This is a genomic window from Spirochaetota bacterium (genome assembly GCA_004297825.1).
Lineage (GTDB): Bacteria > Spirochaetota > UBA4802 > UBA4802 > UBA5368 > FW300-bin19.
The window spans coordinates 21,355-42,658 of the sequence record SCSX01000006.1 but is presented as its reverse complement, the minus strand read 5'-3'; the positions used below and the strand labels follow the sequence as shown (position 1 = coordinate 42,658).

Genomic DNA, 21,304 nt, shown 5'->3' with positions numbered 1-21,304 from the left:
GCGATGGGCTGTGTCCCGGGTCCCGACTCACTCGTGTGTTACCGGGGCGCGGTTGGGAACGCGGTTAGCCGCACGCATACTGCTGCGCGGCCGATTCCAGGTGGGTGCGGATATCGAAATACGACTTCATATTGGTGATGTAGAAGACCGAGAGGATCGATTTGTCGACGCAGACTATGGAGAGGTCCCTTCCGTTATGAAGGAGGATGCTCTTGATCTCCATGAGCAGGCCCACCCCGGTCGAGCTGAGATCGGTCACGTTCTTCATGTTGATGATGGTGTTGGGGTAGCGGGTCTCTTCAAGGACGTGCTGGATACTTTTAAGGATGATCGAGGCGTTGAAGAAGTCGATGGAATCGGTACAGATTTCGACCTCGATGCAGCCGTCGCGCTGCACCCATACCACCTGACGTTTCATGAGAACCAGCTTTCACATGGATGATAGCATCTGCATTGGGCAGATTATGACTCTTTATATTTTAAACGATTCTGATAAAATGAACAAACATTAATGCACATCTGCCGATACTATTTAATAATTAGTCGATTTGTCAAGAAATGTTTTCCCGGAAGCGATTTTTTTTCGAAGACGGCATATTTTTCCGAATTTTTAAGCCCGGGTGGGCGGAGAAACCGGCTGGTGGAATACTTACCGGCCCTCGCGCAGGGGGCGCTCCTCTTCGGCCTCGATGTATTGTTCCATTTCTTCGCGCGTAATGCTGACCAGGAAAGGCTCCCCGCACATGGGGCAGGCGCCGCGGTTGTCCCCCGTCACGACCGATGAAATCGTGAGCCCGAGCCTGGAGCCGCACAGGAGGCAGGTGCAGTCGGCTATCTTCATTTTTCCCGGCACGAGCATGCGGAGGACCTCCGAAAAAGTGGTTTACAGCGCGCGATTCAGCAATTAGGGATTTCGTATGCCGCGTGCTGTCAAACATTTTTTCCGCGGCGGATAATCCGGGGGGAGGCGGGACGTGCGGGAGGAGACATCCGGGCGCGGTGAAGGGGGGGATCGGCTCAGGGAGCTCGAGAAGCGCGTAAGCGAGCTCGAATCCGTCGAGCGGAAGATGCGCCTTGCCGAGGAGACCCTCCAGGTCTCCGAAAAGAAATACCGCACCATATTCCTGAATACCGGGACCGCGACCATCCTCATCGAAGAGGATACCACCATCGCCATGGTGAACGCCGAATTCGAGAAGCTTTCCGGCTTTTCGCGCGGGGAGGTCGAGGGAAAAAAGAGCTGGCAGGTATTTATCGCCCCCGAGGACCTGGGCTTCATGCTCGAATACCACCGGCTGCGGCGCTCCGGCGAGGAACGCGCGCCGCGGAACTACGAGTGCCGCCTCATCGACAAGTCCGGGGGGGTGCGCACCTGCGCCATGACCGTCGCCATGATTCCCGGCACCGCGCAGAGCGTCGCCTCGCTTATGGACATCACCGAGCGCATCCGCGCGGGGGAGGCGCTCAGGGAGAGCGAGGAGCGCTACCGTCTGCTCGTGGAGACGATGAACGAGGGGCTGGGAATCCAGGACGCGCACGGGGTGATCACGTATGTGAATCCGCGCATCTGCGAAATGATGGGCTACCCCAGGGAGGAGATCATGGGGAAGCCCACGATCGAGCTGCTCGAAGAGCGCTATCGTCCCCTGTGGCAGGCGCAGATGGAAAAAAAGGGCGGCGACCGCTACGAGCCATATGAAGTCGCCTGGAAGGACAGGAGCGGCCAGCCGATCCACACCATCGTATCGCCCAAGCCGCTGTTCGATGCGAAGGGCAATTTTTCCGGAAGCTTCGCCGTGTTCACCGACATATCCGGGCGCAAGAAGGCGGAAAAGGCGCTCGCGCTTTCCGAGGAAAAATTTTCCAAGGCCTTCCGGTCGAGCCCCGTCGCCGTGACCATTACCACGATCGGGGAGGGGCGCTTTATCGACGTGAACGAGAGCTTCCAGAAGATCACGGGCTGGGAACGCGGTGAGATCATCGACCACACGGTGGCGGACCTGCGCATCTGGCCGGACGCGGAATACCGGGTGGACCTGGTGGGACGTCTCCGGGCGCAGGGAAGCCTTCACAACATCGAGGTGCAGTTCCGCGTGCGCAGCGGGGAGATGCGCACCGGCATCTACTCGGCTGAGCTTATCGATCTGCAGGGGACGGGCTGCCTCATCTCGGTGTTCGCGGACGTGACCGAGCAGCGCAGGCTCGAACGCGAGCTCGTGAATATCAGCGAACGGGAGCGCAGGAAAATCGGACAGGACCTGCACGACGATCTGCAGCAGCATCTTATCGGCATAGAAGCCCTTTCCGCGCTCCTGGGAAGGCGGCTTGCCCGCGGGTCCAGGGGGACGGGTCAGCTCGCGCGCGAGATAGGGGAGCTTATTCGCGAGGCGGTCGAGAAGACGAGGCGCCTGGCGCGGGGATTGTGCCCCGTGTACCTGGACGAAAACGGGCTTGTCGCGGCCCTGGGAGAGCTCGCGGCGTCCGTGTCCGGGGCGTTCTCGATCGAGTGCGTCTTCGCGCACGACGAGGACGTCGCCATCACGGACAACACCACGGCCGTCAACCTGTTTCACATAACGCAGGAGGCCGTGGGAAACGCCGTGCGCCACGGCCGCGCGCGGCGGGTGGAGGTGCGGCTCGCGCGCGCCGGGGACGATATCGTCATCGAGGTCTCCGACGACGGGTGCGGGTTCGATCCCCGGACGGTGAGCGCGGGCGGGATGGGGCTGGGCATCATGCGCCACAGGGCGCGGACGATAGGCGGGGGGTTCGATATTCTTCCGCGCGAGGGAGGGGGCACGGTACTGCGATGCACGCTACGTCAAAAATCCTGATAGTCGACGACCATCCCATCTTCCGCAAGGGACTCTCCCAGCTCCTGGGCGAGGAAAAGGACCTGGTCGTGTGCGGCGAGGCCGAGGACGCCTTCGAGGCCGAACGCCTCATCGCGAAGCTGAAGCCGGACCTCGTCATCGTGGACATCACGCTCAGGGACACGAGCGGCCTGGAGCTGCTGCGCCACGTGCGCGAGCGCTATGAAGACCTGCCGGTGCTGGTGCTTTCCATGCACGACGAATCCATTTACGCCGAGAGGGTGCTCAGGGCCGGGGCGCGCGGCTACATCATGAAGCAGGAGATGAGCGGCAGCGTGGTCCAGGCCGTGCGCCAGGTGCTCGCGGGCAAGATCTTCGCGAGCCAGGCCGTCGTGGAGCGCATGCTGGGGCGGCTCGCCTCCCCGGCACAGGGCGGGGGCGACGACCCCGTCGCCGCGCTCTCGGACAGGGAGCTCGAGGTATTCCGGCTTGTCGGCAGGGGATGTGCGCGCAGGCAGATAGCCTCGAAGCTCAACGTGAGCGTGAAGACCGTGGGCACCTACCGCGACAAGATACGGGAAAAGCTCGGAATAGGAAACTCGGCGGAGCTGGTCCGCCGCGCGATCGACTGGGCGAAGCGCGAGGACCGGGAGCCGTAGGGGCGAAGACGAGCCGTTATTGGTAATCGGTCCCATTAATGTGTTGCGCGAATCTTCATAACCAGATATATAGACTGTGTGAATATTTTATCCTTTACCGGCATAGTGGTCTTTACCGCGTCGCTGCTGGAGGGCCTTTACATCATTTCAAACGACGCCAGGTCGGGGGCGAACCGGCTCTTCCTGGCGATCAGCCTGTCGATCGCCGTGTGGCTCCTGGGCGCCTCGTTCGGGTATTCGGCCGGGAACCGGGACCAGGTCGTGTTCTGGGTCAAGCTTTGCTCGCCGGGATTCATTTTCCTGCATGCCTTCATCCTGCATTTCGTGAGCAGGTACACGGGTCTGCTCGGGAACCGCCTGATCTGTCTCGCCTACATCCCCTCGTTCGTTTTCCTGTATATAAGCGTATCGGACCATCTCGTCTTCGCCAATTTTTACCGGGAAGGGAGATACTGGATCGCGGTGCCGGATTATTTCTCGACGGCCTTTTACTGTCTCATGGCCAATTACCTGAGCTACTATGCCGTGTCCCTGGCGATGCTCTACCTGAACATGCGTAAAACTTCGAGCCGCAGGGTGCGCGCGCAAAGCAGGATTATATTTTTTTCCATCCTGGCCACGATCCTGAGCTACAATATCGAACCTTTCCTGGTGCCGCTTTTTTTCGGAAACAAGACCTACGCGATTTCACCCATTTTCAGCGTCATATGGCTCACGGGGATATGGTACGCGATGGCGCGCTACAGGTTTCTGAGGATTAACATCGATTATTTCCAGGGCGCGATACTGGGTGCGCTGAACGACATGGTGCTGGTGGCGGACCCGGAAAAAAGAATTCTTATTATGAACAAGAGCATGTCCGCGCGACTGAATATCGGCGCAAGCCCCGCGGGCCTTGAAGATATCATCGTTGAAAAAGAGATACTGGACCGCCAGATTGGCGTCCTCGCGGAGGACGAAACCGCGCATATCCTCCTGAATTTCAGGACATCCGCGGAATCGACCGCGCTCATGAGGGTGAGCCTTTCGGTGTTCAGTGATAAATTCGGGGACAGGGTGGGGTACCTTTTCGTGGCGCACGAGGTATCGGACGCCCTGGCCGCAGCGAAGCGGAAAAAGATCACCGATCGCGAGCTGGAGGTCATCAAGCTCGTGCTCGCGGGCAACGGTAACCGCGAGATCGCGGAAGCGCTTGATATCACCCTCAAGACCGTCGAAACGCACATAACGAGCGTGTTCAACAAGCTGGGCCTGAAGAACAGGATCGAGCTTGCGGGCCATTTTTTAGGCGAAAATCAGCCCGGTTAGGCGATTTTTTAACAATATTCAAAATATTTCACGCCCTCTCAGGGTTTACCCCGATGACAAAGCCGCGCCCGCGGCTTAGAATCCCTCCGGTTTGTAAGGCTTACCCGAAACCGGTGGATGATTCGAAATGCGCACTTAAAACCAATATTCAGAGGATGGTCCATCATGCGTACACTCATGTTCCTAATCTTGATCGTGTTGCTGATCTTGCCTGTCGCCGCGCGCGCGGAAAAGATGCTGGTCGCCGTCATCGACCTGGAGGCCAAAGGGGTCTCGAAGATCGTGTCCAGCGCGGTTACCGATATTATCCGGTCCGAAATGGTGAAGACGGGGCTTTTCACCGTCGTGGAGCGCTCGCAAATGTCGGAAATCCTCAAGGAGCAGGGCTTCCAGATGACAGGGTGTACGGACCAGTCGTGCGCGGTGCAATTGGGCAAGCTGTTATCCGCGCAGAAGATTCTCGTGGGTGAGATCAACCGCGTGGGCCAGGCGCTCATGATAACCGTGCGGATCGTGGACGTGGAAAAGGGCTCGTCCGATTTCGCGGCAAACGAAAAATCCCCCACCGAGGACGATGTCGACAAGGCCGCCATGGCGATCACCAAGAGCCTTGCGGAGAATATCGTACAGGGCAACCAGGATTATTTCACCCCGAAGAAGACCGCGGGCGGGTATTATACGCGGGCCCTGTTTCCGGGCTGGGCGCAATTTTACACCGATCACGACACGAAAGGTTACGTTTACATGGGCAGCTTCATGCTGGCGACAGGGTTCGCCGCATTCACCTATCTCAATTATGCCGATGCCGCCAAGGCGTACGACGCAGTGCCGGGAGGGGCGGATCAATCGGAGTTCGACAAGAAGTTCAAAGCCAAGAAAGACGCAGCGGGCATGTTCGTGGGCGCAGCCGGGATAATGGGCGCGGTGTTTCTCGTCAACTGGATCGATGTTTTATTATTTTCGAAACCCGATTCATCGAACAAGACGGCGTTTGGCGGGCAACACAACTATGTTGCGTTCAATGCCGGTTATCTGCTCCATGACCCTCGGCCCGAGAAGGCGATGCGGGTAAGCTGTGGAATACGGTTCTGATTCCGGAATTTTAATTTTTTCCATGCGGCACGGGAGGACGATACCATGAAGACCCTGATAAAGCAATTTTCCTGTTTTATAGCGATGACCATAATAGGCGGCATGTTCTTTTCATGCTACATGTTCGAACGCACGAACGAGAACGACCCTAAAAGCCCGAATTACCGGCCGAGCAAATGGAGTGTAACGGTTACAAACGCCCCGTCGAACCTCGAAGAAGAGAGCAACGAATCACGGCAAATCGGGATCAAGCTCGCTTCCATCGCCGACTCCGATTTTACCCTTACGGTTGCGAGCAGCAACGCGGCAATTACGTGCAGCGGCGCTTCTTCCGTCGACCTTGCCTTTACGCCGGCCAATTCCCTCGTCGAGCAGTATGTGACGCTTGCGGCGGTCACCGATCCCAATGCCGTATCGGAATGGAGCACGATCTCGATAACGTCGGAATTTACGAAGGAAGTTTCCTTTAATATAAGGGCAGTCGATAAAGATGCGGTCAATATCGTGTTGAGCGGAAGCGGCACGCTGGCCGAGGGCGGTACGGGAACAATAGGCGTGAAGCTCACAAAAGACCCCGTGAACGAAATTACCGTAAATCTCGTTTCATCAATCCCCGGTTCGGTCTCTTTGGGCTCCTCGTCAGTCGTATTCACCCAGGCGAACTACGGTGTCGTTCAGAATATAACGACCAGCGGAATTGAAGACGCGAATGACGTCACCGAAACCGCGATTATCACCGCGACTGCCCCCGGCCTGGTGGACATGACACATGATATTGCAACGTACGATAATGATACTACGGTAGTCTTTGGCGGCGCGACCTCGGTCGATGAACTGTCCACGGCGACGATAACCGTAAAGCTTTCCGGGAATCCCGGGGTCCAGCGTATCGTCGATCTGTCTTCGTCTATCCCCGCATCCCTGACCATTTCACCCGACCAGCTTACTTTCAACCCAGGGGATGCGACGACGGAACAGGAGGTCACTGTCATCGGTGAGGAAGATGCAAATATGACAGGTGAATCGGTCGTCATCACTGCATCCGGTGCGGGTGTCGTCACGAAGACGCAGTCTGTTTCAACGGTAGATGTGAATGCTCCCATGAGCGCCTCCTTTTCCCCGTCTAATGGCTCCAGCGGCATCGCCCCGGACGCCAATATTGTCATCACGTTCAGCGAAGGCGTGGAAACGGCGGATAACGGCTGGAGCGTGGTTGCGGGCGGAATCACTTACAGCAATCTTTCGAATTTTGCACTCTTATCATGGAGCGGAGATACGCAATTAACGATAAATCCGGCTTCCGATTTTACCCGAGGGTCCCAGGTTGTAGTCGGCGTCAGCGGTTTCATCGCATCATTCGATGGATACACATTCGGTTCCCAGAACATTTCCTATAGGATCGGCACTATTGTTACCTATGATGGAAATACCAACACCGGGGGGAGCCCGCCGACCGATGGTACTGCCAACTATTCAGTAGGGCAAACGGTGACGGTCCTGGGTCAGGGCACGCTTACGAAAACAAATTATTCATTTGCAGGTTGGAATACCCAGACCGATGGGAAAGGAACTACCTATTGGAATCCGCAAACGTTCCCGATGGGTACCAGCAATGTAACCTTATATGCGAAATGGACGTACAATTACAGCCTCCGCGATACCGGACCGGGAGGCGGCCTGGTATTTTATGATAAAGGTTCCTATTCGAACGGCTGGCGTTACCTTGAGGCGGCTGCCAGCGACCAGAGTACGGCGGCGTCGTGGGGAGATAGTACGGGGAACGATTGTGACAGTTACCTGATACCGGGGGCCGATGGAACGGCTGTCGGGACCGGAAACCAGAATACAATCGATATAGATAATTATTGTTCGTCCACCTTGCTGGCGGCACATATTTGCATTAATCTGGTTACTGGTGGATATAGCGATTGGTTTTTGCCGTCTAAAGATGAATTGGGATTAATGTATACGCAGTTAAAAGCGTACTCGGTCGGCGGATTTTCGTCCGGCGTATATTGGAGCTCGTCCGAAAGCGGCACGAATATATACGCCTGGTACTACTATTTTAGTGATGGCAGTACCGGTACGACATTTAAGTCCAATCAATACTATGTCAGGGCTGTACGGGCATTTTAAGGCTGTTTAAGTGCATTACATTGACGTCGATAATAATGCAGGAAAGCACTGATATCGATAACGTTTGACTAAAATATAGAGCTCACACCCCGGCTGTCGTCGGATTCAAACCGCGGCTGCCGGTATTTTTTCCCACTATGCCACAATGCGGTATCGGGCATGGTGTGCAATATAGGAGAAGCCGGGTCGTGGGATACGTGCCGTGTTGTGATTCATCTCGAAATACAGGGGATCGGGATACCCCTTCATCCGAGATGCGCAATGTCTGAATCCCCCGAAATGCCTTCCGGCGATTTCACGCCCCTTTGAAAATATCGGTCCCCCAAATTCTTTAATCCTTTCCCACGCGCCCTTCGCGCATAGGTCTTCCACCTATTGAATAAAAAGCCTATCGCCCCCACGGTTCCAATCCCGCCGCCGATTCCCAAAGCGTGCGAATCGAGTTACCTTGGCGCTCAGGAAATATATTTCACAAGGGGGGACGCATATGAACTACACAGAGGAATATAAGAACAAACTCTCAACCGCGGAAGAGGCGGTCATGCTGGTGAAGTCGGGCGACTGGGTCGACTACGGGCATTTCGCCTGTTCGCCCACGTACCTGGACCCGGTGCTCGCGAAGCGCGTGAAGGAATTGCGCGACGTCAAGGTGCGCGCGGTCTGTTATCCCGGTCTGGCCGCAGTCGCGATGGCCGATCCCTCGCGCCGGTCGTTCACGTACAACAACTGGCATTTTTCCGGCGGGGACCGTATGCTTCACGACAGGGGGCTCTGCAACTACATACCGCTCAACTACCACGAGGGGGCGGACTACTACCGGCACCTGCGGGCCGACGTGTTTATGGTGAAGGCGGCGCCCATGGACCGGTTCGGCTATTTCAATTTCGGGCCTTCAAATTCGATCACCCGCGCCATCGCGGAGAGCGCCTCTATAGTGATCGTGGAGGTGAATACGAACGTTCCGTACTGCCACGGCGGCCACAACGAGGGCATCCATATCTCGGACGTTCACTGCATCGTCGAATCCGACAACGCGCCACTCATAAGCGTGCCCGCCGCCGCGGTGAGCGAGGCGGACCGGCGTATCGCCGAACGCATTATCGCGCAGATCGAGGACGGCTCCTGCATACAACTGGGGATCGGCGGGATGCCCAATGCCGTGGGCATGATGATCGCGGACTCCGGACTGAAGGACCTGGGCGTGCACACGGAGATGCTCGTGGACGCCTATGTGGACATGTACGAATCGGGCTGCGTGACCAACCGCCGGAAATCGATCGATCCGGGGAAGATCGTCTACACCTTCGCGCTCGGGAGCAGGAGGCTCTACGATTTCCTGGACCGGAACCCCTCCTGTGCGAGCTATTCGGCGGACTACACGAACGATCCCGTGCGCATCGCGTTTAACGATAAGGTGGTTTCGATCAACAATGCGGTCGAGGTCGACCTGTACGGGCAGGTGGCCTCCGAGTCCAGCGGCACCAGGCAGATATCCGGTACCGGCGGGCAGTTCGACTTTGCCTTTGGCGCGTTCCATTCGAAGGGCGGGAAGTCATTCCTGTGCCTGTCCTCCACGAAACAGGACAAGCAGGGGAACATCCTCTCGCGGATCCGCCCTACGCTTGCGCCCGGAACCATCGTGACCGTGCCGCGTACCATCGCGCAGTATATCGTCACCGAGTACGGCATCGCGATGCTCAAGGGCAAGAGCACCTGGGAACGCTGCGAGGCGCTCATCGAGATCGCGCACCCGAGCTTCCATGAAGACCTGATACGCGAAGCCGGGGTCATGGGTATCTGGACAAAGGGACACAAGGAGGACGCGCTGGTCGCGTAACGGGAAACGGACCGGTCAGGGGGGCGTTCGTGCGTGCGTGCCGTAGAGACGCGATTAATCGCGTCTCTACGGCACGCACGCACGCCACACGCACACCCCAAATACGAAAATCTGCGCGCTGCTGAATTATTTTTTAATCCGCACCGACGGAAACCTGCGCGCGTCCGTGTGCGGAAGAAAGAGGGCCGCGGTGTAGTGGTCCATGTACGCGGGGTCGGCGCCCGGGTCGATGTAGGTCATGCGCGCGGCGAGCTCCCGCTGGAGCGCGCGCTCCCGTTCCGATACCAGCGCGCGGTAGCTTCCCAGGAGCGACGCGTTCCCCAGGTAGGTGAACCGGTCCCGGGGGAGATCGGGAAGCAGCCCCACGGTGATCGCGTGCTCCAGGTCAAGAAATTTCCCGAACCCTCCCGCGACGTACACGCGCGCGAGGTCGCCGAAATCAAGGCCAAGGTGCGAGAGGACGAGCGTGCAGGCCGCGTAAATGGCCGCCTTCGCGCGCACCAGGTTCCCGATATCGTTTTCCGAAATGGACACGGTCCGTCCGCCCGGCGCCTCATCCGCCAGCAGGTAGGACGCCTTTCTGTCCGAGACCGCGACGCGCCCCCGCGCGGGCTCGCGTACGAGCTTCCCCGAGGGATCGAGCATCCCGGCACGGAAGAGCTCCGCGACGAGCGCGATCATGCCCGATCCGCATATTCCCCGCGCGGGACCGCCGCCCATCACGTTCGCCGCCGGTTCCCCGCTTTCCGGGTCGACCGTCACGCGGTCGATCGCGCCCGGCGCCGCCCGCATGCCGCTGTCGATGCCGCCGCCCTCGAAGGCCGGTCCCGCGGAACACGCGCAGGTCATGAGGAATTCGCGCCCCCCGACGACGAGCTCGCCGTTCGTGCCGATGTCAAGGAAAAGGGAAACCCCTTCGCTCTGTCGCGCAACGCCGCTCGCGAGCAGTCCCGCGGTAATGTCGCCGCCCACGTAGCTTCCCACGCAGGGCGACAGCGCGAGCGCCGCCCCGGGATTGATGCGGATCCCGGCGTCGTGCGCGGCAAGCGGGGGGACCGATAATACCGTGGGCGTGTAGGGTGCCAGCCGGATGTATTCGGGGACGAGTCCCAGGAGGAGGTGCGTCATGACCGTGTTCCCGGAGATGACCGCCGCGTTGATTTCCATCGGATGTATTCCCTTCGCCTCCGCGAGCGCGCCGATTATCCCGTTGATGGAATCCCGCGCGGCCATTGCGAGCTCGTCCAGCCCCCCCGGCCGTGACGCGAAATTGATCCTCCCGATCACGTCGCGCCCGAAGCGTATCTGCCCATTGTACGCGCTCCTTGAAGCGAGCGGTATCCCCGATTCCAGGTCCACGAGGAGCGCCGCGACGGTAGTGGTTCCCAGGTCCACGGCAAGCCCGTAATTTCCCCGGGAAGAGCCCGCGCGTACCGCGCGTATCACGCGGGGAAATCCTTCGCGCGTAAGGGTCACCGCCAGGTTCCCCTCTTCCGCGCGCAGCTCGCCGGCGAGCGCGCGGAGGGCGCCGGTCGAGAATCCCAGCCCGTTTGCAAAGCCTTTCGCGGCGAGCGCCCTGAGGGTCCGGTCCATGTCCGAAAGCCCGTCGTCCGCGCCGGGTGCGGGTACGCTGAGTCGGATGATTGCGGCAAGGGGTCCGTCGGGATCGAGCGGTGCGGGCAACTCCTCGGGGGCTCCCGCCCCGTCCATCGCGATGAGGGCCGCTTCGTGGGTGGCGAGCACCTCTATGACGGCCGGCCCGTCGGCGACAAGCGATGCACAGGCGCGCACGGTCCCGGGATCGTCGGGGCTTTCGGTTGAGGGGAAAGAGTCGTTATGCGCGATAATTCCGTCCGCCACCCGTACCGCGCACTTGCCGCAGGTGCCCTTTCCCCCGCAGGGGAGGTCTATCGAAACGCCCGCGGCGCGGGCGGCCTCGATGAGTGGGGTGCCCGGCGCGGCTTCAGCGGAAAGGTTCGCGGGCATGAAGAGGATTCTGGGCATCGCGCTACGCCTTCACGTGCGCCTTCACGTAGCTTTCCAGATCCGATGCCTCCTGCGGTCCCACGAGTACCTTCCAGCCGGGAAGGGCCTCCTCGAGCTCGCCCGAGATTTGGGCCACGTAGCCGGGGATAATGATGTCTCGGCGCATAATCTTTTCCTCGATGCCCTCTTCTCGAATGAACTTCGCGATCGAGGTCGCGCCGAACTTCCCGGCGGCCCACGCCGTAAGCACGCTCATGCCCTCGCACTCGGGCACCAGGAGCCAGGCGCTTATCCCGCTGTTCTCGATCTCCGCCGAAACCACGAAATAGGTGAGCGAGAAGTTGGTGGTGACGAAAACCGGCGAATCCGGGCCCGGCTCCCCTATGGGATAGAGTTTGGGCTCCACCTGGATGGGTTTCTGCGGGTCGGTGAAGACGTTCTGGCGGAGCGTCATGAGCGGCGCGATAAGGGCCGGATCGAATGAGGGAAGCACTATTACGCCGTCGTATTTCGCGATCCCGGTCACCGCGCGCGCCGCGCCGTCCAGGAGGTCCGCATCGTCTATGAACGAGATAAAGGGAAGGCCCAGGGACTTGATATTGTCCATGATCGCGGCCCGCCGCGCGATGGAGTTCGTCTGGAATTTTTCAAGGAGTGAGTGCGTGGAAAAGTTGAGGAGCAGGGCGTTTATCCCGCCTTCGCGAAGCTCGCCGGCGAGCGCCGCCAGGGAATCCAGGTCGGGCGCCGTCAGGGCGAGCGCGCAGTGCGCATTGCGCGCGGCGTCGGCCAGGATCCGCGGGTCTGCGGGTCCCACCGGCGCGAGCACGCTTCCGGATCCCTTCAACACGCCTGCGGCCGCGGCGAGGACCTCCGCGCGGTCGCTCCTGAGTACCAGGGGAAGGCCGCATAGTTCAAACGCGCGTCCCGCGCGCGCGGTGAAGCCGGTCGCGTCGCCGCCCCGGTCGTCCAGCGCGATCATGTCGATGCCGAACGTTTCGCCCACGCGCGTGAAGCGATACGCGCGTATCGCTTCCAGGGCGCGATCGAATTCGGCTTCGGGCGCATCGGCGGGCACGGCTACGGCGATTATCGTGCGGTTCACGAATGTTTTCTCGTGGCGATAGAGCACCGTCTCGCCGCCCGTCACCAGCTTTCCATCCGGGCCCAGTCCCACACTGCGCACGGGGGGTTCGCCCGCCTCGCCCAGGACGCGCTTCGCCTCGTCCGAGGCGTATGGGCAGGCGGCGAGCTCCGCCTTTTTCGCCGCGAGTTTCATCGCGAACGCGAGGCAGGTATTCGATCCGCACTCCCGGCAGTTTGTGCCGGGGAGGAGCTTTTGTATCTGCAATCCTGTAAGGGCCATATTCTTCTCCTTGATAATAAAAAAATCAGCGCTGCTGTTGCGACGTTGAGACGTCCCGGCTACATCACTCCACGACAGATGAGCCTTCCCGATATCTTCATGGCCGCACCCGCCCGCCGCGTTCCGTGAGGCCCGCGTCACGGATCGCGCGTTCGATCTCCGCGTAGAGGGCTTCCGTCCATCCAGGCAGCCCGGAGCGGACGGGAATGCCGTTTTCGAAACGTTGGGGGCCGATAATTACTTTTATTTTTCCCGGGCCCGTGCGCGCCGCGAGCGTGAACAACTCCTCGATGGCGCGGTCTCCCACGGCCAGGCAGCCCTCGGAATAATCACGCCCGTGGATGTAGATGTCGCTCCCCGGATTTGTCCTGCCGTCCGCACGCGCGTTGGCGAGGTCGGTGCTATTGGGATAGTCGAGCTTGAGGCCCAGGTAGTAGTCGCTGTTCGGCTCGAGCTCCATGACGCCGTAGATACCCTCCGGCACCTGCAGGTCGCCCTCGCGGAGCTTTGGCCCCAGGGTGCCGCTCGCGGCGGTGACGGTATAGGTGTGCACGAGTGTAGTGCGTATCGGCCCCCGCGCCCACAGCTCGAGTACGCGCTCCTGTTTGTAGGCTACCAGGTAGGCCCCGTCGGGGGGATATGCCTCTCCCGCATCCGTGAAGCGGCGCAGCAGCCTCGCCTCGGCCCCGGGACCGATATCGGCGAGCACCTCCTCGACGGTCCTGGAGCCCTTGAGCGTTTTATAGATCGATTTCCAGAACGACATGCACGAAAGGTGCGGCAGGGAGCACGCCGCGGCAAGGAGCACAATCGCGAGCCGTCCCGCGGCCGATACGCGCGGAGATGTGCGGGGCCGGACCGGCATGTCAGCGCCTGTTCATGAATATGTTGACCGCGACGAGCGCGAGGGCGAGCGGAAAGAGCACCTTTGCGATAGTGCGGAGCCGGGTGTCGCGCTCCCGCACGCGCGGCTCGTCGAGCCCCTTGCGGGGCCGAATCACGGCCACGACGGCAAGCGCCGCGAGCACTATGATTGTGGCGATGGTGAGCACGTGGGGCATATTCCTCCTGTGGCGCGGTCTTACGGGACCCTGTCCCGTAAGACCCATGCATGATGTCATAGCACCCCTGCGCATCCAATTATCAAGCAATTTTCAGATAAAAGCGGGGTGTATCTCATGCGGATCATGGACGATTGCGGATGATACCAGAGCGCGATCACGAAAAATTATTCCCTCGCGTAACTATAAGGTGCTCAGGCGCCCCAATCCTCCCGTACAGTACTTCAACCGGGTGCGGCTGCACGGCTGAATTCGAGCCGGCAGGAGGCGCCTGAAATTTTGGGAGGATATATGAGTACCATATCATCCATCGCCGGAGCTATGCCGTTCGGTCGGGGTCAGAGCCCTTCGGGAACCCGGCGTATGGTCGTCGCCGCGGTCGTCACCGCGGCGTTCATGCTTTCATGCGGGGGGCCCAACCTGGGCGGCCAGGGAAAACGGGCGGAGAAGATGTACGCGCCCCAGTACGCGGCCCAATCGAAAGACGCGAAGGCCGGCAAATCGGCGCCCAGGATGGACATGATGAAGGAGCGCGCGAAGGACGAGACGGAACTCAACACCGAGGAATACGACAGCATTAAGGAAAACGAATTTCTCGACGCGCAGAAGAACCCGCTCTCGACCTTCTCGGCCGACGTCGATACGGCCTCGTACAGCAACGTGCGCCGCTTCGTGGCCCAGAACCAGATGCCGCCCAAGGGCGCCGTCCGCGTCGAGGAGATGCTGAATTATTTCACCTATGAATACCCGCAGCCCGGGAACGACGCCCCCTTCTCCTTCACCACGGAGCTCGCGCCGTGCCCCTGGAACCAGGCGAACAGGCTCCTGCTCATAGGCCTCCAGGCGAAGAAGATCCCGGTCGAACAGATGCCGCCCTCGAACCTGGTGTTCCTCCTGGACGTTTCGGGCTCCATGAACGCCGCGAACAAGCTCCCGCTTCTGAAAAACGCGTTCAAGCTGCTCGTGAACCAACTGCGCGCGAAGGACCGCGTGGCGATCGTCGTGTACGCGGGCGCGGCGGGGGTGGTGCTCCCCTCGACGCCCGGCGACAAGAAGGATATGATCCTCGACACCCTCGAAAACCTGCGGGCGGGCGGCTCGACCGCGGGCGGCGCGGGGATACAGCTCGCGTACGCGGTCGCGAAGGAGAACTTTCTCCCCAACGGAAATAACCGCGTGGTACTCGCCACCGACGGCGATTTCAACGTGGGTGCCTCCAGCAACGACGAGCTCGAAAACATGATCGTCGAGAAGCGGAAGGACGGTATTTTCCTCACCGTGCTCGGTTTCGGTATGGGGAACTACAAGGACGCGAAGATGGAGAAGATCGCCGACAAGGGCAACGGCAACTTCGCCTACATCGACACCATCCACGAGGCGCGCAAGGTGCTCGTCCAGGAGATGGGCGCCACGCTCTACACCATCGCGAAGGACGTGAAGGTCCAGGCCGAGTTCAACCCCGCGCGGGTGAAGGCCTACCGGCTCGTCGGTTACGAGAACCGCCTCATGCGCGCCGAGGAATTCAACGACGACAGGAAAGATGCGGGAGAGCTCGGTTCCGGGCATTCGGTGACGGTACTGTACGAGATAACGCCGGCGGGGGCGCAGATACAGCTTCCCGGTGTCGATCCGCTCAAGTACCAGGCATCGAACCTCACCGATGCCGCGAAGACCGGGGGCGAGATCATGACGCTCAAGTTCCGTTACAAGCCCCCGAAGTCCGACCAGAGCATACTCCTTACCACCGTGGTGAACGCGGACGAGGTGCAGCCCGGGAAGGAGAGCGCCAATTTAAGGTACGCCGCGGCGGTGGCGCAGTACGGCATGCTTCTCAGGGACTCCCCCTTCAAAGGAAGCTCGAGCTACGCGGACGTGATCGAGCGCGCCCGCGCCGCGCAGGGGCGCGACGCGGAGGGCTACCGGGCCGAATTCATTCGGCTCGTGGATGCGACGCGCGCGATCGCCGGGAAATAACATACGGGCGCGGAACACAAAAACGAAGGCGCGGATATATATCCGCGCCTTCGTTTTTGTGGAGCCGGAATTCGTAATTACGCCACCTTGACCTCGATTCTCCGCGGCTTCACGGCCTCGCTCTTTGACAGCGTCAGGGTGAGCACACCGTTCGCCAGGCTCGCCTGAATCTTTTCGCGGTCGATACCGTCTCCCAATTGAAAGGAGCGGCCGTATTGGTAACGCCCGAATTCCGTGTACCTCAGGTTTTCGGGATCAACGTCCGCCATCTTGCCGCTGATCCTGAGCTCGTTGTTTTCCACGGTTATTTCCAGGTTTTCCCTGCTCACCCCGGGCATGTCGGCCTTGATGACATACTCGTTCGGGGTTTCGTACACGTCCGCGGCCGGGCTGATCATTATCGCTTCGCGTGCCGTCGCGGTCTTATTATCCGATACAATTACGTTCGACATATCTTTCCTCCTTTAATGAATTTCGATCTTCTTGGGCTTCGCGTCTTCGCTCTTGTGGAGCCTGATTCTGAGTATGCCTTCACTGACCGATGCCTCGATACGTTCGTGGTCCACGCCGTACGGCAGCGTCACCGATTTCTTGAAGCTTCCGAACATGCGCTCCTTGCGGAGGTAAGGCTGGTCCTCATAGTCGGCCTTCTTCTCGCCTTCGATGACGATGCTCTTGTCCACCAACTGAAGATTAAGGGACCCGGGGCTTACCCCCGGCATCATCGCGGTGATTTCCACAATGTCGTCGTGTTCCGCCAGGTTTACGCGCGGGAACTCCGCCCGCCCCGTGCTTACCGGGTACTCACTGAAAACCCTGTCGGCCAGGGTGCTGAGCCCGTAGAGATCCTCGAGAATTTCGTAAGTGCTGTACATATTCTGCCTCCTGTTCGATCGTTATTGCAGTTCGATTTTGATGCTTTTCGGCTTCACCGGCGCTTCGCAAAAAGCGGCTTTTCACTCCTTTTTGCAAGTCCCCATTTCATGATGGACCTCCTCTCTACCCAGTGTATGTTAGCACTCATCTATAATGAGTGCTAACACTAGTAATATACCAAAAGAACATAAAATCGGCAACAATCGGGGAGAAATTTTTAGGAAAATGCACAAAATTCGGGATTCAGCTTAAACGGCCAGGGATTAGAGGATTTGGGGGCCGATTCGCGGGAAGCCAGGGTGTTATCCGCCTGAAATTGAGCAAAGCTGGGGAAAAAATGAAGAATCGATCCCCGCGAATCCCACCGGGCACGCTATCTGCCTGCCGCCGACATGCGCGCCCGGGCGCTTTCCAGCACCGCCTCGATGCGGGTGCGCAGCTGCTCGATGTCGCCGGTGGAATAATCGGTGACGATTTTTAGAAAGGGCAGTCCGTGTTTTTCCATGACGTGCTTCCCCAGCTTGTGCGATTCGATATTGTAGGAATGACAGGCGTGCAGGACCACGTCCACCACCACGTCGGGCTTGAATTGGGCGACTAGGCAGTCCATGGTGTCCAGGCGCCGCCGGTTCGGCGTCATGCAGGAACAGGGGATTTTCAGATAGCGCCGGGCGAGGGCGGCCAGCGGATTGCCGGTGTTCTCCTCTATGTCGTCCATGAAGCATTTCATGCCGGTGCAGTTGTCGATCGCGTTCACTACGCCGCCCGCCTCCTCGATCACCCGGAATACCTTCGTGGCATCCCCTCCCAGGGGACTCCCCGTCACGAGCACGCGGGGCGCGCCGGGCGCGCCGTGACACTCGTTGCGCGCCACGCGCTCTTCAAGCCGCGCGAACGCGGTATCGAGCAGGGGCTTTAAATCGCGCCCGGATGACGGGGTAGCGGTGAAAATGATATCGTAGAGCTCGCTCCATCCTATCGCCGACGGCACGCGCGACGCGTAGGAAAAGAGCTTTCTCATCATTCGGTTCTTTTCATTGGTGTCCTTGATTTCCTCTTCGATACGCTTGTCGGTTATGGTCGTCTTAAAGGTATTCTCGAGGAACGCTTTCAGCTTGCCAATCATCGCCGTCCAGTTCTGCTCGGCCTCGGCGGCGTCCGGGACCTGGGGGAGGTCCATGACGTGGAGCGGCTTATACCCGGTGATCAGCTCGAACATCTTTTTTTTACCGTCACAGGTCGTCTCCGCGATAACGGCGTCCGAAAGGGAAAAGAAGGGGCAGGTGTCGGATATGATGAACCCGTAGCTCGACTTGATGAGTGGGCACAGGTTGGAGGGCAGCACGGCCTCCGCTTTTTCTATGGGCCCGTTCGCGAACGCGCACAGCAGCGCCGGGACGGCGTCCATCGCGCGCACCAGCTCCAGCGGGGCGTAGGCGCAGTAGATTCCCACGACGGGCGCTTTATTTTCGCGCTTCGACTGGACGTAGGCGAGGGCTCTCTTGGAAGGCGCGCCCGTATATTCGTCTTTTATCAATGCTTCGGTCGTCTGTTTCATGCCGTATCTCCATGTGTGGTTAATCGCGTGAATGAAAAGCCCGGTCATGCTAACAAACGCCCCTGCCGTGTCAAATATTAATAAATTGAATATAATGAATTCAGATTATAGATATAAAAGTGCCCGTTGGAAGGGCACCCCGATTCCGGGAAAATTCATGCCCATTAACGGAAAGGGAGAAGAGGAGATATGAAGAGAGTTCTTACACGCCTTAGCCGTAGCGTGTATGGCCGGATAATTTTTGGGTAATAGTAAGGGTACGGGGTATGGGGGGATCGCCCTGCGGGCTGACGCGGAATTCGAGTACCGCGCCGCCTGCGGGCGCGCCTACAGGTTGAGAAGCCTTCCGGCGCCGAGCATGGTTTCTGTAATATCGTACATGTTGGAGACGGTCCCCGCGGCAAGCGCGCCGGCGAGGTCAAAGTAGTTGATGCATGTCCCGCAGACAAGAATCCTCGTCCCCGCGGTTTCCATGGCTGCCAGGTCGGGCGCGGTATCGGCTCCCCGGGCGGCGAGTTTCACGCCGGTGTTGTACAGGACCAGGATGTCGGGCCGGGCTGTCTCGGCGAGGGTGTGGACGAAGCTCCTGATCAGAACCGAACCAAGCTCGTCATCGCCGCGGCCCATCGTGTTTCCGGAGAGCACCACGACCGTGGGGCCTGCCGCCGGCACGTCGCAGCGGGTATACGAGGCGATGTCGTCGACGGCGGTATCGGTCGCCGGCGTCTTCGTGATCATGATGCGGTATCCGCCCGCCTGCTGCGCAAGCTCGAAACCGCAGGCGAGCGAGGACGCCATGCGCCTCAGGTTCTCGACCGCGGTCGTGGAATCGACGAGAATGACTATGGAATCGTGCTCGTCGAGCGCCTTCCGGGCGTTTAGTACGGGCTGCGGGCACGCGAGCCCGCGTGCGTCGATCTCCTTCATGAAAAGAACCCCCTGGCGAAATGTCGGCACGCCCGCCGTCGCCGCGGACCCGCGGCGGCGGGGCATGCGTACCTCTGCCGATACGCCGGCAGGGCAGGGGTGTCAATGATAAAATATCAATGAAAACTATCTAAAATATGAATAGGAAGCGCGGGCGGATGCGCAGGCGCACCCGCGCACACCGCACCCGCGCAATCTCAGGCGCTCAGCTTCAGCAGCTCGCCCATACCGAACGCGCTGTAAATATGTCTCTGGATCTCTTCTATAGATTTGTTGTAGGGTTCGATCGCCTGGCCCATTCCCAGTCGGTCGACCGTAGTGCGGAACGGCCGCTCACCGCGGGGCATATCGACCAGGCCCGCCACGGCGTCCGCGACCCACTGGGGGTTGGGCGCCTGGGGACCCTCGAACATCTTACCAAAAGATTCAATGCGCCGCTCCGGGTCGTCGGCCATCGCGCCGTAGTCCTTCCTGCGCTCCTCGTCCGACGGGCGCATAAGGTGCTTTTCGAAACCGGTCCCGTACGCGCCCGGCTCCACGATGACCGACTCGATCCCCCAGGATGAGAGCTCGATGCGGTAGGCGTCCGCGAGCGCCTCGAGCGCCGCCTTTGAGGCGCAATATGCCCCGAAGTAGGGAAGGACCATGCGTCCCAGGAGACTCGAGATGTGGATGAGGAGCCCCGCGTGACGCGCACGCATGTGCGGGAGAATGGCGCGGTTGACACGCTGCACGCCGAACACGTTGATGTCGAACAGGCGCTTCCAGTCCTTTGAGGTAAAGGTTTCCTGGAACCCGAGCACGCCCACGCCCGCGTTGTTCACAACCACGTCGATCCCCCCGCTCCATTCGAGGGCGTTTTCCATTCCGTTGACGACGCTTGAATCGTCGGTCACGTCAATTTCGACGACACGCGCACCTTCACGCGTGAGCGTATCGGCCACCCCCTTATTTTTTCCCGAGGGGTCCCGCATCGCGGCGATTACGGTATGACCCTTGCGCAGCAGCGTCGAGGTCGTAAGGCGGCCGAAACCCCCGCTCGCCCCGGTAATAATGATTTTTTTTGACATTTAGGTTTCCTCCTGTTGTCTGCCTCATACAACGGCCGGCCATCCGGCCTCCGTCTTCAGCCAGGTTGGGATCCATGCAATTCGAAAACGCGACTATCCTGACGGCAGCGGCTTAATGTATAATAATAATCCCGGGCGCGGGGAAAACAAAATCCGGATCGGAAAAGAATGCCGCGAAATCGCGGGGAAACGAATTATTTACGAAAATTTCATACAAAGCTGACAGCGCGCCGATAGCCTTATACGATTAGAACGAGACGCCTGATGCGTTGACAGGCGGGATTCATTTCATGGTTTGATCAAGGGAATAAGCATGAGCGATAAAATACGATGTACCCGCAAGGGCGATGAGTTCCAGGTTTCATTCCTGACGGCAAAGCTTGATATCTTTTGCGCCGCGGATATCACCGAGACCTTTGCAGGAGAATTCGAGAAGTCCGGCAGCGGCGCACGCAGGGTCGCCTTTCTTCTCCACAATGTCGAGCAGATTGATTCCACGGTCCTGGGCTTCCTGGTGCGCACGCATATAAGGCTCGGCAGAAACGGCGTTCGGACCATCCTCAGGAATCCGAGTCCCGGAATCGCGGGGGTTCTGCGCACGTCCGGCCTTGACCGGGACTTCACGATTGAAAACGCCTGACGAT

19 protein-coding genes are annotated in these 21,304 nt (G+C 59.5%); 8 read left to right on the top strand and 11 right to left on the bottom strand.

Going from position 1 to position 21,304, the window contains the following annotated elements:
- Positions 1 to 64: 64 nt before the first annotated feature.
- Positions 65 to 418, bottom strand: a complete 354-nt coding sequence (locus tag EPN93_00720) for an STAS domain-containing protein (protein TAL39800.1) — start codon at positions 416 to 418, stop codon at positions 65 to 67.
- Between the two features lie 231 nt (positions 419 to 649).
- Complete coding sequence (locus tag EPN93_00715; protein ID TAL39799.1) at positions 650 to 859, bottom strand: hypothetical protein; 210 nt, start codon at positions 857 to 859, stop codon at positions 650 to 652.
- A gap of 115 nt (positions 860 to 974) precedes the next feature.
- Here EPN93_00715 and EPN93_00710 point away from each other — a divergent pair, with 115 nt between their 5' ends.
- The 6 genes from EPN93_00710 (at position 975) to EPN93_00685 (ending at position 9,845) form a co-directional block, all read left to right on the top strand.
- Positions 975 to 2,834: a PAS domain-containing sensor histidine kinase gene (locus EPN93_00710; protein TAL39798.1), complete on the top strand. Its 1,860-nt coding sequence runs from the start codon at positions 975 to 977 to the stop codon at positions 2,832 to 2,834.
- Positions 2,810 to 3,472: a response regulator transcription factor gene (locus EPN93_00705; GenBank protein TAL39797.1), complete on the top strand. Its 663-nt coding sequence runs from the start codon at positions 2,810 to 2,812 to the stop codon at positions 3,470 to 3,472. The genes EPN93_00710 and EPN93_00705 overlap by 25 nt, the downstream gene beginning before the upstream one ends.
- 78 nt (positions 3,473 to 3,550) lie before the next feature.
- Positions 3,551 to 4,780 (top strand): hypothetical protein, encoded by a 1,230-nt coding sequence (locus tag EPN93_00700; protein ID TAL39796.1) that lies wholly within the window; start codon positions 3,551 to 3,553, stop codon positions 4,778 to 4,780.
- Between the two features lie 117 nt (positions 4,781 to 4,897).
- Entirely contained in the window at positions 4,898 to 5,872 is a 975-nt protein-coding gene (locus EPN93_00695) for a hypothetical protein (GenBank protein ID TAL39795.1), read from the top strand.
- Positions 5,873 to 5,917: 45 nt separating this feature from the next.
- Positions 5,918 to 8,008 carry a DUF1566 domain-containing protein gene (locus EPN93_00690; protein TAL39794.1) on the top strand — a complete coding sequence of 697 codons (2,091 nt, stop codon included), beginning with the start codon at positions 5,918 to 5,920 and terminating at the stop codon, positions 8,006 to 8,008.
- A gap of 487 nt (positions 8,009 to 8,495) precedes the next feature.
- Positions 8,496 to 9,845, top strand: a complete 1,350-nt coding sequence (locus EPN93_00685) for a 4-hydroxybutyrate CoA-transferase (GenBank protein TAL39793.1) — start codon at positions 8,496 to 8,498, stop codon at positions 9,843 to 9,845.
- Positions 9,846 to 9,971: 126 nt separating this feature from the next.
- Here the strand turns inward: EPN93_00685 and EPN93_00680 are convergent, their stop codons facing one another.
- The 4 genes from EPN93_00680 to EPN93_00665 form a co-directional block, all read right to left on the bottom strand.
- A complete protein-coding gene (locus EPN93_00680; protein ID TAL39792.1) occupies positions 9,972 to 11,849 on the bottom strand; it encodes a DUF4445 domain-containing protein in 1,878 nt (625 codons plus the stop codon).
- A 4-nt stretch (positions 11,850 to 11,853) separates the two neighbouring features.
- A complete protein-coding gene (locus EPN93_00675) occupies positions 11,854 to 13,194 on the bottom strand; it encodes an acetyl-CoA decarbonylase/synthase complex subunit gamma (protein TAL39791.1) in 1,341 nt (446 codons plus the stop codon).
- 97 nt (positions 13,195 to 13,291) lie between these two features.
- On the bottom strand, positions 13,292 to 14,059 hold the full coding sequence (locus EPN93_00670; GenBank protein TAL39790.1) for a hypothetical protein: 768 nt from the start codon (positions 14,057 to 14,059) through the stop codon (positions 13,292 to 13,294).
- Between the two features lies 1 nt (position 14,060).
- Positions 14,061 to 14,255 carry a hypothetical protein gene (locus EPN93_00665; GenBank protein ID TAL39789.1) on the bottom strand — a complete coding sequence of 65 codons (195 nt, stop codon included), beginning with the start codon at positions 14,253 to 14,255 and terminating at the stop codon, positions 14,061 to 14,063.
- A 363-nt stretch (positions 14,256 to 14,618) separates the two neighbouring features.
- Between EPN93_00665 and EPN93_00660 the strand changes: the two genes are divergently transcribed.
- Positions 14,619 to 16,229, top strand: a complete 1,611-nt coding sequence (locus EPN93_00660; protein TAL39826.1) for a VWA domain-containing protein — start codon at positions 14,619 to 14,621, stop codon at positions 16,227 to 16,229.
- 77 nt (positions 16,230 to 16,306) lie between these two features.
- On the opposite strand, the gene EPN93_00655 is transcribed toward EPN93_00660, so the two are convergent.
- The 5 genes from EPN93_00655 to EPN93_00635 form a co-directional block, all read right to left on the bottom strand.
- Positions 16,307 to 16,681: an Hsp20/alpha crystallin family protein gene (locus EPN93_00655; GenBank protein TAL39788.1), complete on the bottom strand. Its 375-nt coding sequence runs from the start codon at positions 16,679 to 16,681 to the stop codon at positions 16,307 to 16,309.
- 12 nt (positions 16,682 to 16,693) lie between these two features.
- Positions 16,694 to 17,104, bottom strand: coding sequence for an Hsp20/alpha crystallin family protein (locus EPN93_00650; protein ID TAL39787.1), 411 nt, complete (start codon positions 17,102 to 17,104; stop codon positions 16,694 to 16,696).
- A 374-nt stretch (positions 17,105 to 17,478) separates the two neighbouring features.
- Positions 17,479 to 18,663: a 2-hydroxyacyl-CoA dehydratase gene (locus EPN93_00645; GenBank protein ID TAL39786.1), complete on the bottom strand. Its 1,185-nt coding sequence runs from the start codon at positions 18,661 to 18,663 to the stop codon at positions 17,479 to 17,481.
- 327 nt (positions 18,664 to 18,990) lie between these two features.
- Positions 18,991 to 19,656: a sulfurtransferase-like selenium metabolism protein YedF gene (gene yedF, locus EPN93_00640; protein TAL39785.1), complete on the bottom strand. Its 666-nt coding sequence runs from the start codon at positions 19,654 to 19,656 to the stop codon at positions 18,991 to 18,993.
- 131 nt (positions 19,657 to 19,787) lie between these two features.
- Complete coding sequence (locus EPN93_00635; GenBank protein TAL39784.1) at positions 19,788 to 20,660, bottom strand: SDR family NAD(P)-dependent oxidoreductase; 873 nt, start codon at positions 20,658 to 20,660, stop codon at positions 19,788 to 19,790.
- A 313-nt stretch (positions 20,661 to 20,973) separates the two neighbouring features.
- Between EPN93_00635 and EPN93_00630 the strand changes: the two genes are divergently transcribed.
- Positions 20,974 to 21,300: an anti-sigma factor antagonist gene (locus EPN93_00630; GenBank protein TAL39783.1), complete on the top strand. Its 327-nt coding sequence runs from the start codon at positions 20,974 to 20,976 to the stop codon at positions 21,298 to 21,300.
- Positions 21,301 to 21,304 lie beyond the last annotated feature (4 nt).